We start from the raw sequence: 11,998 nt of genomic DNA on the forward strand, positions 1-11,998 counted from the left end.
CATCTGCCTGCACCGGAGCCGGACCCTGTCGCTGGACTCCACGGCCTACAGCCACGTGTTGCGACGACCCCCGGAATCCGCCTGCGGTGCGGGGGCCGCGGGCCCTTCGGCGGGCGGGGCGGTGGTCACTCGGTGGCGCTGGGCACCTTCAGCGGGTCGCGGGTGGCGGTCTCCTTGGCCGCCTCCAGGCGTTCGCCGAGTTCGAGGAGGCGGTTGCGTCCCATGGCCTCGCGGACCTCGGGGAACCAGTCCCGCTCCTCCTCCTCGACGTGGTGGCGGACGTTCTCCATCAGCACCGTCATCTTGGCGTCGAAGCGCTCGTCCTGCGGATCGAGGCCGGCCAGTTCGGACAGCATCCACACCACGACGTGGTGCTCCTCCACGCTCTCCAGGACGTGGTCGGCGGTCCCGGGGGCGGCCTCCCGCGCCGCCGGGTAGAAGACCTCCTCCTCGATGACGGTGTGGACGGTGAGTTCCTCGATCACCCGGTCGACGATCCGGCGCTTGGTCACGAAGGCCCGGTCGCCGGCCTCCTCGAACTCCTTGAAGAGCTTCTCGACGGTCCTGTGGTCTTCCTTGAGCAGCACGATCGCGTCCATCGGGCCTTCCTCCGTCGGGCTTGGGGTGGGACGGGCCTCGGTTACCCCGAACCGGCCGGGGCAACCGGCCCGCCGCCCGCGGGGGGCGCCGTTTGCGGTGGGGGCCGCCGGGCAGCCGCCGGGGCGTACCCGGTGGAAGGCCCGGTGGAGGAGGTTGCGGTGAAGGCGGCAGCGGTGGTGTACAAGCCGGTCGGCCTGGCGGTGGGGGCGCTGGGCGGGGTGCTGGCGGGGGCGGTGTTCAAGCAGGTGTGGCAGTGGGTCGCCCACGAGGACGACGCGCCGGACGCGACGGACGAGGACCGGGGCTGGCGGCAGGTGCTGATCGCCGCCACGCTCCAGGGCGCGGTGTTCGCGCTGGTGAAGGCCGCGCTGGACCGGTCCGGGGCGGCCGCCTGGAAGCGGGTGACCGGTGTGTGGCCGGGCGGGCGGCGCTGACGGCGGACGGCCGGGGCGGGCTGTCGGGGCGGGCGGTCGGGTTCACCCGGTCGGCCCGTGTGGGCGCCGGGGTCGGGGGTAGTCGCCCGGTGATCCCGACCGGACGGGACCGGGCGGGGACAGGAGAGGAGCAGCCATGACCACGCAGGACGGCAAGGACCGGGCCGCCGAGGAGGCGCCCGGGGAGAGCGTGCGCGAGCGTTCGGCCGAGGAGCGCGAGATCACCGCGCCGACCCCGGCCGACGTGCGGGCCAAGGCCGAGGACGACGGGGAGGAAGAGCCCGAGCCGCCGGCGGCGGACACCCAGGCTCCCTGACCCCGTTCCCGCTGCCTGACCCCCTGCCCGGCCCGGGGCGGGGGGTCAGGGCGTGTTCGGCGGCGGGGTGAGGAGGGCCGAGAGCAGTTCGGCGATGGTGGGTCCGGCGTCGGCGGGATGGCGCAGCTGGCCGTCGATGACGTGGTAGTGGTTGGTGCGGCCGAGCCGCTCGTGGGAGAGGTACCCGGCGTCCTCGAGGTCGGAGATGATCCGTTGGACGGCGCGCTCGGTGAGCAGGCAGCGGACGGCTATGTCCCGGACCCGGATGCCGGGGTCCCGGTAGATCTGGATCAGCACCCTGGCGTGGTTGGTCAGGAAGGTCCACTGGCGGCTGGGTTCGACGGCTCTCTCCACCGCTCCAGGATATGCAGTGCGATTCACGACTCCCAATGCATGACATAATTTTCGTGTATTCATTGACGCATGTCGTGTGTACGGGGAGAGTGGACACGTACCGGCCCCGTACCGGCACCTGGAGGTGATGTGGTGGAGGTTCCGACCCGAGCCCGGCTGGAGCACCTCGTCGAGGTCCTGACCGCCGGCACCGGCGCCGTCGACGCCCTGCCGCCCCAACTGCGGTACGCGGTCGCCGGGGTGCGCGCCTACCTCGCGGCCGCCGCGGAGGGCGCCCCGGCCACCGGGCAGCTGCTCGGCCACGCCGCGGCGCTGTGGGAGACCCTGTGCGCGGCGGCCGACACCGCCGCGGCCGGCTCCCCCGCGATCGGTTCCCCCGCCGCGGCCGGGGTGCTGCCCGCGCCCCGTACCGTTCCGGACGCGACCCCGGCCGGTGCCACCAGGTGACGCCCAGGCACCGGCGGCAGCCGCCGCCCGTCGTGCTGCGCACGCCCGATCTGCGGATCGAGACCCGGCGCAGCGGCGGCACCGTCCGGTGCGCCCTGACCGGCGCCCTCCACCAGGACAACCAGCGGGTGTTCGCGCTGGCCCTGCGGGACGGCCTGCACTCCCGGCCGGCCCGGCTCTCCGTCGACCTGCGCGCGGTGGACCTGTTCACCTCGTCCGCCCTGGACACCCTGCTGCGGGCCCGGCACGAGGCCCGCGCCCTCGGGGTGGCGCTGGCCCTGGACTCCCCGTCGCGCTGCGTGCGCCGGGTGCTGGAGATCACCCGGTCCGGGCCCTACCTGCCGATCGAGGACCGCGCGCCGGTCCGGGCCCGGCGGTGCGCCGGGACGCGGCCGCCGGGAACGCCGAGGGCCGACCGGGATCCGGTCGGCCCTGGGCGCGGCACCGCGTTCAGGCGGCGGTGGGGATGACGGCGGGCTCGCGACGCACCAGCAGGGCGCGCCGCTCCTCCTCGGTCAGGCCGCCCCAGACGCCGTAGGGTTCCTGGGTGGCGAGGGCGTGCCGCCGGCACTCCAGTCGGACGGGGCAGCCGGCGCAGACCCGCTTGGCCGCCTGCTCGCGTTGCCTGGCCTCGGCGCGGCCCTCGTTCGCGGGTCGGAAGAAGACCTCGCTGCCGACGGTGCGGCAGGAGCCTTCGAGCTGCCAGTCCCAGTGGTGCGTCTGGGCGCCGGGGAGGCGGGAGACCTTGGTCACGACGGTGCCTTCCGAACGGAGTCAATCGAACAACCGCCGTCTAACCGCTGCGCCCCAGGTCATGCACGTCCGTTCCGGCACGATCGGCGGCCGGGGGCGGCAGCGGGCCGGACGCCGGGCCCGGGGGCCGCGGCCGGGCTCAGCGGCCGGGCTCAGCGGCCGGGGTCGGTGCGGGCGAACTCCGGGCCGTCCCCGGCGTCCTTGCTGCTCTCGTCGGGCGCGGGGGCGCCCTCGCCGGTCATCCGGGCCTCGGGCGTCTCCAGCGGCCGGTCCGGGTCCGGGGCCGCCGCCGGGCCCGGGTCGGCGTCCTTCAGGGCCGGCAGCACCCGCGTCCGGTACGCCTCGAAGAAGGCGTCCTGGTCGGGGCCGATCTGCCCGACGTACACCTCGTCGAAGCCGGCCCGCGCGTAGGCGCGCAGCGCCTCGGTGTGCGCGTCGGCGTCGTCGCCGCAGACCACCGCGTCGGCGACCATCTCCCGGGTGACGAGCGTGCTGGCCTGCTCGAAGTGCGCCGGGGTGGGGAGCACCTGGGCGAGTTCGCCGGGGAGCAGCTCGGTGGGCCAGCGGCGGTGCACCTCGTCGATCGCGGCGTCCCGGTCGGCGCTCCAGCAGACCTTCAGCCCGCCGACCACCGGGCCGGTGCCGCCCGCGTCCCGGAAGGCGGCGACCAGGTCGGGGTCGGGGGTCATGGTGACGAAGCCGTCGCCGATCCGGGCGGCCGTGGCGGCGGCCTTGGGGCCGAACCCGGAGACCAGGATCGGCAGCGGGCCGGGCGGCGCGGTGTAGAGGCGGGCGTTGTCGACGGTGTAGTGCGGGCCGCGGTGGCTGACCTGGCGGCCGGTGAACAGCTCGCGCATCACCCCGACGGCCTCCTCCAGCATCTCGGCGCGCTCCGCGAAGGAGGGCCAGCGGTCGCCGAGGACGTGCTCGTTGAGCGCCTCGCCGGTGCCCACGCCGAGGGCGAAGCGGCCGCCCAGCAGGACGCTGGAGGTGGCCGCGGCCTGCGCGGTGACCGCCGGGTGCAGCCGGACGGTGGGGCAGGTCACCAGGGTGGTGACGGGCAGGTCGACGGCCTGCGAGAGCGCGCCGATCACCGACCAGACGAAGGCGCTGTTGCCCTGCGCCTCGTTCCACGGGTGGAAGTGGTCGGAGATCGCGAGCCTGCTGAACCCGGCCTCCCGGGCCCGTTCGGCCTGCTGGATGAGTTCCTGCGGGGTGAACTCCTCGCAGGACAGGAAGAACCCGTACTCGGTCATCACTGCTCCTCGTCTCGGTTCGTCTCGATGTCGGGGGCGGTCTCCCCCTCGGGCCACTTGCGGGTGTCGCGCGGCGGCACGTACGGCTCCTCGTCGGGCGGCAGTCCGCCCTCGACGGCCCGCTCGCGGGCGAGTTCGGCGTCGAACTCCAGGCCGAGCAGGATCGCCAGGTTGGACAGCCACAGCCACACCAGGAAGACGATCACCCCGGCGAGGGTGCCGTAGGTGCGGTTGTAGGAGCCGAAGTTGGCGACGTACGCGGCGAACCCGCCGGAGAGCGCCAGCCAGAGCAGGACGGCCAGCAGGCTGCCCGGGGAGATCCAGCGCCAGCCCCGGCCGCGCACGTTGGGGGCCGCCCAGTACAGCAGCGCGATCATGACGCAGACCAGCAGCACCAGGACCGGCCACTTGGCGACCGACCAGACCGCCACGGCGGTGGGGCCGAGCCCCAGGACGTCCCCGGCGCGCTCGGCCACCGGGCCGGTGAAGACCACGATCACCGCGCTGGCCAGCAGCAGCACCATCATCAGCAGGGTCAGCCCGACCCGCAGCGGGGTGAGTTTCCACACCGGCCGGCCCTCGCGGATGTCGTAGACCGCGTTGGACGCCCGGATGAACGCGGCGACGTAGCCGGAGGCCGACCACAGCGCGCCGAGCAGGCCGACCACGGCCAGCACCCCGCTGGCGCCGCGCCCGCCCTGCAGCTGTTCGACCGCGGTGCGCAGGACGTCCTGGGCCGGGCCGGGGGCGAGCTGCTGCAGGTTGTCGAGGACGGTGTCGGTCGCGGAGCGCCCGAGCAGCCCGAGCCCGGAGACCAGCACCAGCAGTGCCGGGAAGACCGCCAGCACCCCGTAGTAGGTCAGTGCGGCGGCCCGGTCCGGCAGCTCGTCGTCCAGGAACTCCTTCGCGGTGCGCCGCATCACCGCGAGCCAGCCGCGGGCCGGCACCTCCGCCGGCCCGTCCGGGGTGCCCCGGCCCGTCCGGTGGTCCGTTCGGTGCGCGCTCATCCGACCCGGACCGCCTCGATCACGAAGCCGCTGTTCGGCCGGGCGATCATCCGGCCGAGCGGGATGGCCAGGTCCTGGACGGGCAGCACGTACTCCAGCCGGGCCAGCCGCACCGACAGGTCCTCCAGCAGCCCGACCACCACGGCCTCGCCGGGGCAGCGGTGGCCGCTGCCCGGGTCGCCGCCGCCCTGCGGGACCAGCTGCCCGACGTCCTCGGGGCGTTCCAGGAACCGCTCGGGCCGGAAGGCGTACGGGTCGGGCCACAGGGCCGGGTCGTGGTTCTGCCCGTACAGGTCGAGCAGCACCGTGGTGCCCGCGGCGATCGGCTCGCCCCGGTGGGTCAGGTCGGTGGCGGCCCGGCCGCCGACGAACGGGGCGAACGGGTAGAACCGGCGGACCTCCTGGGCGAAGGCCCGCGCGTAGGCCGGGTCGCCGGTGGCGAGCGCCTCGCGGGTCTCCGGCCAGCGGTGGAGGGCGTGGGCGGCGAAGGCGACGAACCAGCAGACCGCGACGGTGGGGCGGACGAGGTTCAGCACCTCGACGGCCGCCACCCGGGGCTCCAGCAGCTCGCCGTCCGCGTCCCGGTGCAGCGCCACCCGCTCGACCGGGCAGTCGGCCGGCAGCGGTGCGCGGCCGTCCCGCGCCCCCTCGACGATCCCGGCGATCCAGGCTTCCCGGCGGCGCCGGGCCAGCCGGCCGCGCCAGTGCCGGGGGCCCGGCGTGGCGAAGCCGTCGACCATCGCGACCAGGTCCGCGGCGAGCGGGCCGTCCCCGCCCTCGGGCAGCGGCAGGCCCGCCCACCGGCGGACGCCCTCGGTGAGGACCCGCGCCGCCTCGTCCAGCAGCACCACCCGGGGCCGCCCGGCCCAGTCCTGCGCCGCGGCCTCCCAGGCGGCGCCGACCTCGTCCACCAGGGCCCGGACCCGGTCCGGGTCGGCCAGCAGCGCCAGGAACATCGCCTTGCGCAGCCGGTGCTCCGGGCCGTCCAGCGAGTGCACGGCGCCGTGCCCGAAGAGCGTGCTCCGCACCGGCTCGGGCAGCGCGCCCGCCCGTTCGACGTGTCGCTCGTCGTAGAAGAACCGGACGGCGTCCGGTCCGTGCAGGGCGACCGCGGGCCGGCCCGCCAGCCTGGTCCGGACGACCGGGCCGGGTTGGCGGCGGCGCAGGTCGGGGAGCCACGCGTAGCCGCGGGCCAGCAGCGGGAGGGTGTTGTCCCAGCGGGGCTGGTGTCGTCGGTCCATGGCCGTCGGCTGCCCCGGCCGGAGGATCGGAAACGGGCGCGCCCGCCCCGGAGCCGCCCGTTCCCCCGGGTGGCGGGCCCGGGACGGGGCGGCGTCAGTCCGGCCCGTCGGCGAGCAGGTACCCGGCGGTGCCGGTGAGGTGCAGCAGGCGGTCCAGGTGGGCGGGGCGGCGGTCGAACCGCAGGCGGCGGCCGGCCGCGTCGACGTCCCGGCGGATCTGGAGCAGCGCGGACAGGCCCATCGAGTCGCACAGCGTCATCCCGGCGCAGTCCACCCGGATCACCTCGACCGGCGGGCGGGCGGCCAGGTGGAGGGTGACCTCCCGGACGAGGCCCTCGCAGCTCTCGTGGTCGAGCTCGCCCTCCACCGGGACGGTGACCGTCCGGGGCGGGGGCGCGGGACGGGTGTTCACGCGACCGCTCCCGTCCGCAGCGCGGCGTCCAGGACGGCGACGCTGCGCGGCAGGTCGCGCAGCTGCCCGCGGAGCACCGTCAGCGCGGCGGCCAGCAGCACGTCCGGGACGCCGCGGGCGAGCAGGATCTCCCTGGTCCAGCCCGCGAACCCGGTGAACAGCTCCGGGTCGCCGGTGTAGAGGGCCACCGCCAGGTACTCGACGATGTGGGCCAGGTCGTCGAGGGTGTGCTCGCGCTGGAGCGGGGTGTAGGAGCGGACGGCGGCGTGCTCCCGCTCCAGGGCGGCCATGACGGCGCCCACCAGCTCGCGGGAGCTCCGGGTGACCAGGGTGTACTCCTGGTCGGCGAGGTGCGGCAGGTCGTCGACGGGCTGGTGCGGGGAGGCGGGCAGCGGAAGCCCCCGGGCCAGCCGCTCGGCCGCGGACCGGGCGTCCGGGGCCCAGGCGTCGGCCCCGAGCAGCCGGGCGTGCCGGCCGTCCGGTCCGAACGCGGCGCCGCCGGCGATCACCGGCACCCCGGCCGCCTGGGCGGCGCTGACCGCGGTGTGCGCGGCGGGCAGCCGGGTGGAGAGCGAGGCCGACAGGGCCAGCGCGTCGGGGGCGGTGCGGTGCAGGTGCGCGATCAGGTGGGGCGTGGGGCACTGGGCACCGAGGTAGTCGACCCGCCAGCCGCGCAGCACCAGCACCTCGGCCAGCAGCCGGGCCGGGAAGGCGTGCCACTCGCCGTCCACGCAGGCCACCGCGACCCGCCCGCGACCCGGCGGCCCGGCAGCGGCGGCACCGGCAGTCGTGGCACCGGCAGTGGCGGCAGCGGCGGCGGCGGCGAACGCGGGGTGGCCGGAGACCAGGGCCACCACCCGCTCGTTGACGGCGGTGGCGGCGTGCTCCTGGATCACCGTGATCCGGTCGGCCGCCCACTCCCGCCCGATCCGGGCCTGGAGCGCCCCGATCACGTCGAGCAGCAGCGCCTCCGGGTGCAGCCCCGCCTCCAGCGCCCCCACCGCGAGGGCGGCGGCCCTGGCCTGGTCGCCGCCGAGGACGGCCTCCCAGAGCCGCTCGGTGAGGACGGGCACCGGGACGTCCGGGGCGCCCGGAGCGCCCGGAGCACCCGGGGCCGCGGCGGCCCGGCCGGGCGGGAGGGTGCTGGTTGCCGTACCGGTGGTCGCCGTACCGGTGATCGGCGTGTCGGTGATCGGCGTGTCGGTGATCGGCGTGTCGGTGGTCATGCCGTGCGTCCCCGTCGTCCGCCGGTCACGGCCAGGTGGCCGCGCGGGGGCGCGGCGATGACCATGACCGCCATGTCGTCGTGCCGGCCCTCGCGCAGCCACTGCGCGGCGAGCATCTGGATCCGTTCCACGATCGCCTCGGCGGGCATGCCCGCGCACTGCGCGAGCGCCTGGCGCAGACGGTGGTCGCCGAACTGCTCGCGCCCGGTCGGCCCGCCCTTGGCCTCGGTGATGCCGTCGCTGTAGAGGACGCACGCCTCGCCGGGGTCGAGCAGGACGGTGTCGGTGCGGGTGGTGGCCTCCGGCAGGACGCCGACGATGCTGCCGAGGGTGGTCGAGTCGGTGACCCGGCCGTCCGCCCGGACCACCATCGGCGCGGGGTGCCCGGCGGCCGACAGCCGGACCCGCACCCGGTCGTCCTCGCGGCGCACCGAGGCCAGCACCAGGCTGGCGAAGCGGGTGTGGTGGGAGGTCAGCAGGGCCCGGTTGAGCAGGTTGAGGACCCGCCCGTGGTCGTCGGCCAGCGGGAGCAGCGCGTGCAGCGTGTTGCGGACCTTGCCGGTCATCACGGCGGCCTCCAGGCCCTTGCCGCTGACGTCGCCGAGCAGGGCGAGGGTCTCGCCGTCCGGGTCGGCGGCGGGGTGGACGTCGTAGAAGTCGCCGCCGATCCGGTCCCGGTCGACGGAGGCCCGGTAGCCGCCCGCGAAGTCCACCCCGTTGAGGTGTTCGAGGGCGGGCGGGAGCAGCTCGCGCATCAGCAGGTCGGTGACGGCGGCCTGCTCGGAGTACATGACGGCGGCGGACACCGCCGCGCCGGCCCGGGCGGCGAACATCCGGGCGAAGACCTCCTCCTCGGTGCCGAACGGCCCGCCGCCCGGCGCGCGCAGCAGCACCAGCGCCCCGGCCGGGACGCCGTGGCCGGGCAGCGGGGTGACCAGGACGGCCCCGCCCCGGTCCAGGCCGGCGGGCACCAGCCAGCCCGGGACGGCGTCCGGGTCGATCCAGCGCGAGGGCACCGGGGGGAAGCCCTGCAGCGCCTCGGCCAGACCGGGCACCTCGGCCGGGTCCGCCCGCAGCTGGGTGTGCGCGGGGTCACCGCCGCGCAGGCAGCCGACCAGGCGCAGGGTGCGCCCGGAGCCCGGGGCGACCACCACGGCGGCGTCCGCCAGGTGCAGCGCCGTCTGGCGGGCCGCCGTCTCCAGGATCCGGTCGACGTTCAGCGAGGACAGCAGCAGGCCGGACAGCCGGGTCAGCAGCTCCCAGTCGCACGGACCACCGCCACCGTCGGCCTGCCGCGGCAGCAGGCCCGCACAGCCCTCCGGGACGACGAACCACCACACCGCACTGCCGTCGGGCCGCGGCGAGGGGTGCGCCTCGACGGGGCCCGCGACCGGATCGGTGTGCCGGACGGTGTCCGGCCGGGCGCCGTCCGCCGCCAGGCCCAGGTGCGCCCGGCGCAGCCAGTGCGGAACCCCGGCGGGGCCACCGCCCGAGCCGGTCAGCAGGCGGCGGGCGCTGTGGCTGGCGTGCAGCAGCGCGCCGTCGGGGCCGAGCACCGCCACCGGGTAGGGGGAGGCCGCGAGGAACTCCCCGCCGGTGGTCGTGGTGGGGGATGTCGAAACTGCCATCGTCCGGGCCCTGACGGGCCCTCACCTCGCAATTCGGTTTCCACCGACCGCTCGGGGCCCGGAGGCCCGCCACGACCGGCGGGTTTGGCGCGAACTGCCGGGCCGTACGAACGGATCCGGCGGGCCGCACCCGAACCGCCATGCTACCGCCCACCGGTGAACCCCCGGCCGGACGGGAAGGTCGGGCGGGGTCGGACGGGAGCCTGACCAGGGCGGGAGCCGGAGCAGGACAGCAACCGGGGCCGGATCGGACGGCAGCCCCGGCCGGAGACCCAGACCGGGCAGGGCCGGGCCGGGAACAGGGCCGGGCTGGGGGCAGGAGGCCGGGGCCGGGGCCGGGGGCCTGGGTGGGGGCCGACTACCATGCCCGGCATGACCGATCACACGCACGGCGCGGCCGCGGCGGGCCCGGCGGGTGTCGGGGTGGTGCGGGCGCGGGGCGAGCTCGATTGGGAGGACGCCCAGGACTTCGTGCAACGCCTGACCGATGCGCTGGACCGCCCGCCCCGGCTGCTGGTGGTGGACTTCGCCGAGGTCACCTTCGCCGACTCCTCGGTGCTGCACGGTCTGCTCGACGCCCACCGCCGGATGGCGGAGGCCGGTGGGCGGCTGGTCCTGGCCGGGCCGCTGCGGGAGCCGGTGCGCCGGCTGCTCGACCTGGCGTCCGCCACCGGGTACCTGCACATCGCGGCGGACGCGGACGCCGCGCTCCGCCCGCCGCGCTCCCCCCGGGAGTGACCCGCCCGCCCCGCCGTCCGTCCGCCCCGCCGTCCGTCCGAGGCAGCGTTCCCGTCCTCCCGCCCTCCCGCCCGATTCGAGGTCACCCGATGTCCCGCGCCGAGACCGACCCGACCCGGCGGCACTCCCCGACCGGTCGCCGGCCCCGTCCCGGGGTCGGGGCGGGGGTGCGCACCGCGGCCGAGGCCCGGGCCGCCGTCACCGAGGCGCTCGCCGGGCACCCGGCGGTCGGCGGCCGGCTGCTCGGCGACGCCTGTCTGGCCGTCACCGAGCTGGTCACCAACGCGATCCGGCACGCCGGCGGGGTGACCGGGTTCGCCGCGCGGGCGGGTGAGGGCGGCCGGGTGCTGACCATCGAGGTCGAGGACGCCTGCGACGCGCACCCGCGCGGCGACCGGGCGAACCTCGAGGACCCCACCCGGCTGGGCGGCCGGGGCTGGCCCCTGATCCAACTGGTCGCCTCCGACTGGGAGATCCACCCGCTGCCCGGCGGCGGCAAGCGCATCCGCGTCGTCCTGACCGCCTGAACCGAACCCGGCCCGCTTCCCCCGCCACGGCCGACCGGCAGCCCGGTGACAGCCCGGTGGCGGCCCGGTGGCGGCCCGGACTGCGGCGGGCTCAGGCCAGCAGTCGGGCGAGGCCGAGGTCGAGGTCGAGGTGGGCGGACTCGGTGCCGGGCGGCACCTCGGCGAAGGTGTCGGCGAGGAAGGCGGCGACCGGTTCGGCGGGGACGCTGATCACCGCGCGGTCGGTGCGGCGGCCCAGGGTGACCAGGACCCGGCCGTCCGTGCCGGGGGCGACCAGGACGTCGCCCTCGCCGGCCGGGGCGCGGCGACCCTCGGCGAGCAGGTCGCGGCCGAACCACCAGACGAGTTCGTCGTCGCCGGGGCGGCGCGGCGGGAAGGCCATTCCGACGCCGTAGGGCAGGGCGGGGTCGAAGCGCAGTTCCCCGGTGAGCGGGACGTGGGGGTAGGGGCTCTCCGGGAGGGTGACGGAGATCGGCCTGGACACGGCGGCGGGCATGTGCGGGTCCCCTTTCCTGGTCGTGGCTGATGTGCCGGCGGTGTGCCCGCGGAGCGGCCGGGCGACCTGTGGCGGCGCCGACGCGGCTACCCGGAGCGGCCGGTTCCACGCGAACGATGCAGAACCGTTATCGACGGTGCGGCCAGGCTCCCCCACCCGCGCCCGAGGGCCCCACCCACCCCGTCCGGCCCCGCCGTACGTCCCGCGCCCGAGGGTCCCGCCCGCCTCCGGCGGGTTTCCGTCCGCGTTCGGCGGGCAGCCGAGTGGCGGCCGGCGTTCACCGGCCGACCGGTCGGCGCTCGCCGGCCGGCCCCCGACGAGGAGAGGACGGACGATGGACATCGCCACCGGCGGCCCGCTGGCCGATCACGACCGCGACACGGCCGGGGAGGCGCTGCAGGGCGCCCTGGTCGATCTCGTGGACTTGTCGCTGATCGGCAAGCAGGCCCACTGGAACCTGTACGGACCCCGGTTCCGCTCGGTCCACCTGCAACTCGACGAGGTGGTGGCCACCGCCCGCGACTTCGCGGACCAGGTGGCGGAGCGGGCGTCGGCGATCGGGG

Annotated in this window: 16 protein-coding genes and 1 pseudogene; 7 read left to right on the forward strand and 10 right to left on the reverse strand. The window is 76.5% G+C overall.

Annotated elements, in window-relative coordinates; all coding sequences use genetic code 11:
• Positions 1-125: 125 nt before the first annotated feature.
• On the reverse strand, positions 126-599 hold the full coding sequence (locus tag ACFUEL_RS23665) for a hemerythrin domain-containing protein (protein ID WP_380238744.1): 474 nt from the start codon (positions 597-599) through the stop codon (positions 126-128).
• 159 nt (positions 600-758) lie between these two features.
• On the opposite strand from ACFUEL_RS23665, the gene ACFUEL_RS23670 reads away from it, so the two are divergent.
• Together ACFUEL_RS23670 and ACFUEL_RS23675 are read left to right on the forward strand one after the other, a co-directional pair.
• The gene (locus ACFUEL_RS23670) at positions 759-1,034 is read left to right on the forward strand and encodes a DUF4235 domain-containing protein (protein ID WP_380238745.1); all 276 of its coding nucleotides are present in this window, start codon (positions 759-761) and stop codon (positions 1,032-1,034) included.
• A gap of 136 nt (positions 1,035-1,170) precedes the next feature.
• Positions 1,171-1,350, forward strand: a complete 180-nt coding sequence (locus ACFUEL_RS23675) for a hypothetical protein (protein ID WP_380238746.1) — start codon at positions 1,171-1,173, stop codon at positions 1,348-1,350.
• A gap of 45 nt (positions 1,351-1,395) precedes the next feature.
• Here ACFUEL_RS23675 and ACFUEL_RS23680 read toward each other — a convergent pair whose 3' ends face one another.
• A complete protein-coding gene (locus ACFUEL_RS23680) occupies positions 1,396-1,704 on the reverse strand; it encodes a helix-turn-helix transcriptional regulator (RefSeq protein ID WP_380238747.1) in 309 nt (102 codons plus the stop codon).
• 132 nt (positions 1,705-1,836) lie between these two features.
• On the opposite strand from ACFUEL_RS23680, the gene ACFUEL_RS23685 reads away from it, so the two are divergent.
• Together ACFUEL_RS23685 and ACFUEL_RS23690 are read left to right on the forward strand one after the other, a co-directional pair.
• Positions 1,837-2,151: a hypothetical protein gene (locus tag ACFUEL_RS23685; RefSeq protein WP_380238748.1), complete on the forward strand. Its 315-nt coding sequence runs from the start codon at positions 1,837-1,839 to the stop codon at positions 2,149-2,151.
• Positions 2,148-2,621 (forward strand): STAS domain-containing protein, encoded by a 474-nt coding sequence (locus ACFUEL_RS23690; protein ID WP_380238749.1) that lies wholly within the window; start codon positions 2,148-2,150, stop codon positions 2,619-2,621. Before ACFUEL_RS23685 ends, ACFUEL_RS23690 begins: the two co-directional genes overlap by 4 nt.
• On the opposite strand, the gene ACFUEL_RS23695 is transcribed toward ACFUEL_RS23690, so the two are convergent.
• From ACFUEL_RS23695 to ACFUEL_RS23725, 7 genes and pseudogenes are all read right to left on the reverse strand, one after another.
• Positions 2,602-2,904, reverse strand: coding sequence for a WhiB family transcriptional regulator (locus ACFUEL_RS23695; protein ID WP_380238750.1), 303 nt, complete (start codon positions 2,902-2,904; stop codon positions 2,602-2,604). The genes ACFUEL_RS23690 and ACFUEL_RS23695 overlap by 20 nt on opposite strands.
• A 308-nt stretch (positions 2,905-3,212) precedes the next feature.
• Positions 3,213-4,160, reverse strand: a pseudogene (locus ACFUEL_RS23700) (TIGR03557 family F420-dependent LLM class oxidoreductase); the annotation flags it as partial.
• A complete protein-coding gene (locus ACFUEL_RS23705) occupies positions 4,160-5,167 on the reverse strand; it encodes a YihY/virulence factor BrkB family protein (RefSeq protein ID WP_380238751.1) in 1,008 nt (335 codons plus the stop codon). The gene ACFUEL_RS23705 and the pseudogene ACFUEL_RS23700, both read right to left, overlap by 1 nt.
• Positions 5,164-6,408 carry a cytochrome P450 gene (locus tag ACFUEL_RS23710; protein WP_380238752.1) on the reverse strand — a complete coding sequence of 415 codons (1,245 nt, stop codon included), beginning with the start codon at positions 6,406-6,408 and terminating at the stop codon, positions 5,164-5,166. Before ACFUEL_RS23710 ends, ACFUEL_RS23705 begins: the two co-directional genes overlap by 4 nt.
• A 94-nt stretch (positions 6,409-6,502) precedes the next feature.
• On the reverse strand, positions 6,503-6,820 hold the full coding sequence (locus ACFUEL_RS23715) for an STAS domain-containing protein (protein ID WP_380238753.1): 318 nt from the start codon (positions 6,818-6,820) through the stop codon (positions 6,503-6,505).
• Positions 6,817-8,046 carry a B12-binding domain-containing protein gene (locus ACFUEL_RS23720; RefSeq protein WP_380238754.1) on the reverse strand — a complete coding sequence of 410 codons (1,230 nt, stop codon included), beginning with the start codon at positions 8,044-8,046 and terminating at the stop codon, positions 6,817-6,819. Before ACFUEL_RS23720 ends, ACFUEL_RS23715 begins: the two co-directional genes overlap by 4 nt.
• Positions 8,043-9,674, reverse strand: a complete 1,632-nt coding sequence (locus tag ACFUEL_RS23725) for a PP2C family protein-serine/threonine phosphatase (RefSeq protein ID WP_380238755.1) — start codon at positions 9,672-9,674, stop codon at positions 8,043-8,045. Before ACFUEL_RS23725 ends, ACFUEL_RS23720 begins: the two co-directional genes overlap by 4 nt.
• A gap of 372 nt (positions 9,675-10,046) precedes the next feature.
• Here ACFUEL_RS23725 and ACFUEL_RS23730 point away from each other — a divergent pair, with 372 nt between their 5' ends.
• Positions 10,047-10,412, forward strand: a complete 366-nt coding sequence (locus ACFUEL_RS23730) for an STAS domain-containing protein (RefSeq protein WP_380238756.1) — start codon at positions 10,047-10,049, stop codon at positions 10,410-10,412.
• A gap of 89 nt (positions 10,413-10,501) precedes the next feature.
• On the forward strand, positions 10,502-10,939 hold the full coding sequence (locus tag ACFUEL_RS23735; RefSeq protein WP_380238757.1) for an ATP-binding protein: 438 nt from the start codon (positions 10,502-10,504) through the stop codon (positions 10,937-10,939).
• Positions 10,940-11,030: 91 nt separating this feature from the next.
• Here the strand turns inward: ACFUEL_RS23735 and ACFUEL_RS23740 are convergent, their stop codons facing one another.
• Entirely contained in the window at positions 11,031-11,435 is a 405-nt protein-coding gene (locus ACFUEL_RS23740; protein ID WP_380238758.1) for an SsgA family sporulation/cell division regulator, read from the reverse strand.
• A gap of 334 nt (positions 11,436-11,769) precedes the next feature.
• On the opposite strand from ACFUEL_RS23740, the gene ACFUEL_RS23745 reads away from it, so the two are divergent.
• On the forward strand, positions 11,770-11,998 hold a 229-nt coding region (locus ACFUEL_RS23745; protein WP_380238759.1), incomplete at its 3' end, for a Dps family protein.

It is taken from the genome of Kitasatospora sp. NPDC057198 (assembly GCF_042670125.1).
Lineage (GTDB): Bacteria > Actinomycetota > Actinomycetes > Streptomycetales > Streptomycetaceae > Kitasatospora.

Excerpts from the sequence above, each read along its gene's own strand:
- ACFUEL_RS23740 (WP_380238758.1), bottom strand. The coding sequence starts at position 11,435 with ATGCCCGCCGCCGTGTCCAGGCCGATCTCCGTCACCCTCCCGGAGAGC.
- ACFUEL_RS23720 (WP_380238754.1), bottom strand. The coding sequence starts at position 8,046 with ATGACCACCGACACGCCGATCACCGACACGCCGATCACCGACACGCCG.
- ACFUEL_RS23705 (WP_380238751.1), bottom strand. The coding sequence starts at position 5,167 with ATGAGCGCGCACCGAACGGACCACCGGACGGGCCGGGGCACCCCGGAC.
- ACFUEL_RS23730 (WP_380238756.1), top strand. The coding sequence starts at position 10,047 with ATGACCGATCACACGCACGGCGCGGCCGCGGCGGGCCCGGCGGGTGTC.
- ACFUEL_RS23665 (WP_380238744.1), bottom strand. The coding sequence starts at position 599 with ATGGACGCGATCGTGCTGCTCAAGGAAGACCACAGGACCGTCGAGAAG.
- ACFUEL_RS23675 (WP_380238746.1), top strand. The coding sequence starts at position 1,171 with ATGACCACGCAGGACGGCAAGGACCGGGCCGCCGAGGAGGCGCCCGGG.
- ACFUEL_RS23725 (WP_380238755.1), bottom strand. The coding sequence starts at position 9,674 with ATGGCAGTTTCGACATCCCCCACCACGACCACCGGCGGGGAGTTCCTC.
- ACFUEL_RS23735 (WP_380238757.1), top strand. The coding sequence starts at position 10,502 with ATGTCCCGCGCCGAGACCGACCCGACCCGGCGGCACTCCCCGACCGGT.
- ACFUEL_RS23710 (WP_380238752.1), bottom strand. The coding sequence starts at position 6,408 with ATGGACCGACGACACCAGCCCCGCTGGGACAACACCCTCCCGCTGCTG.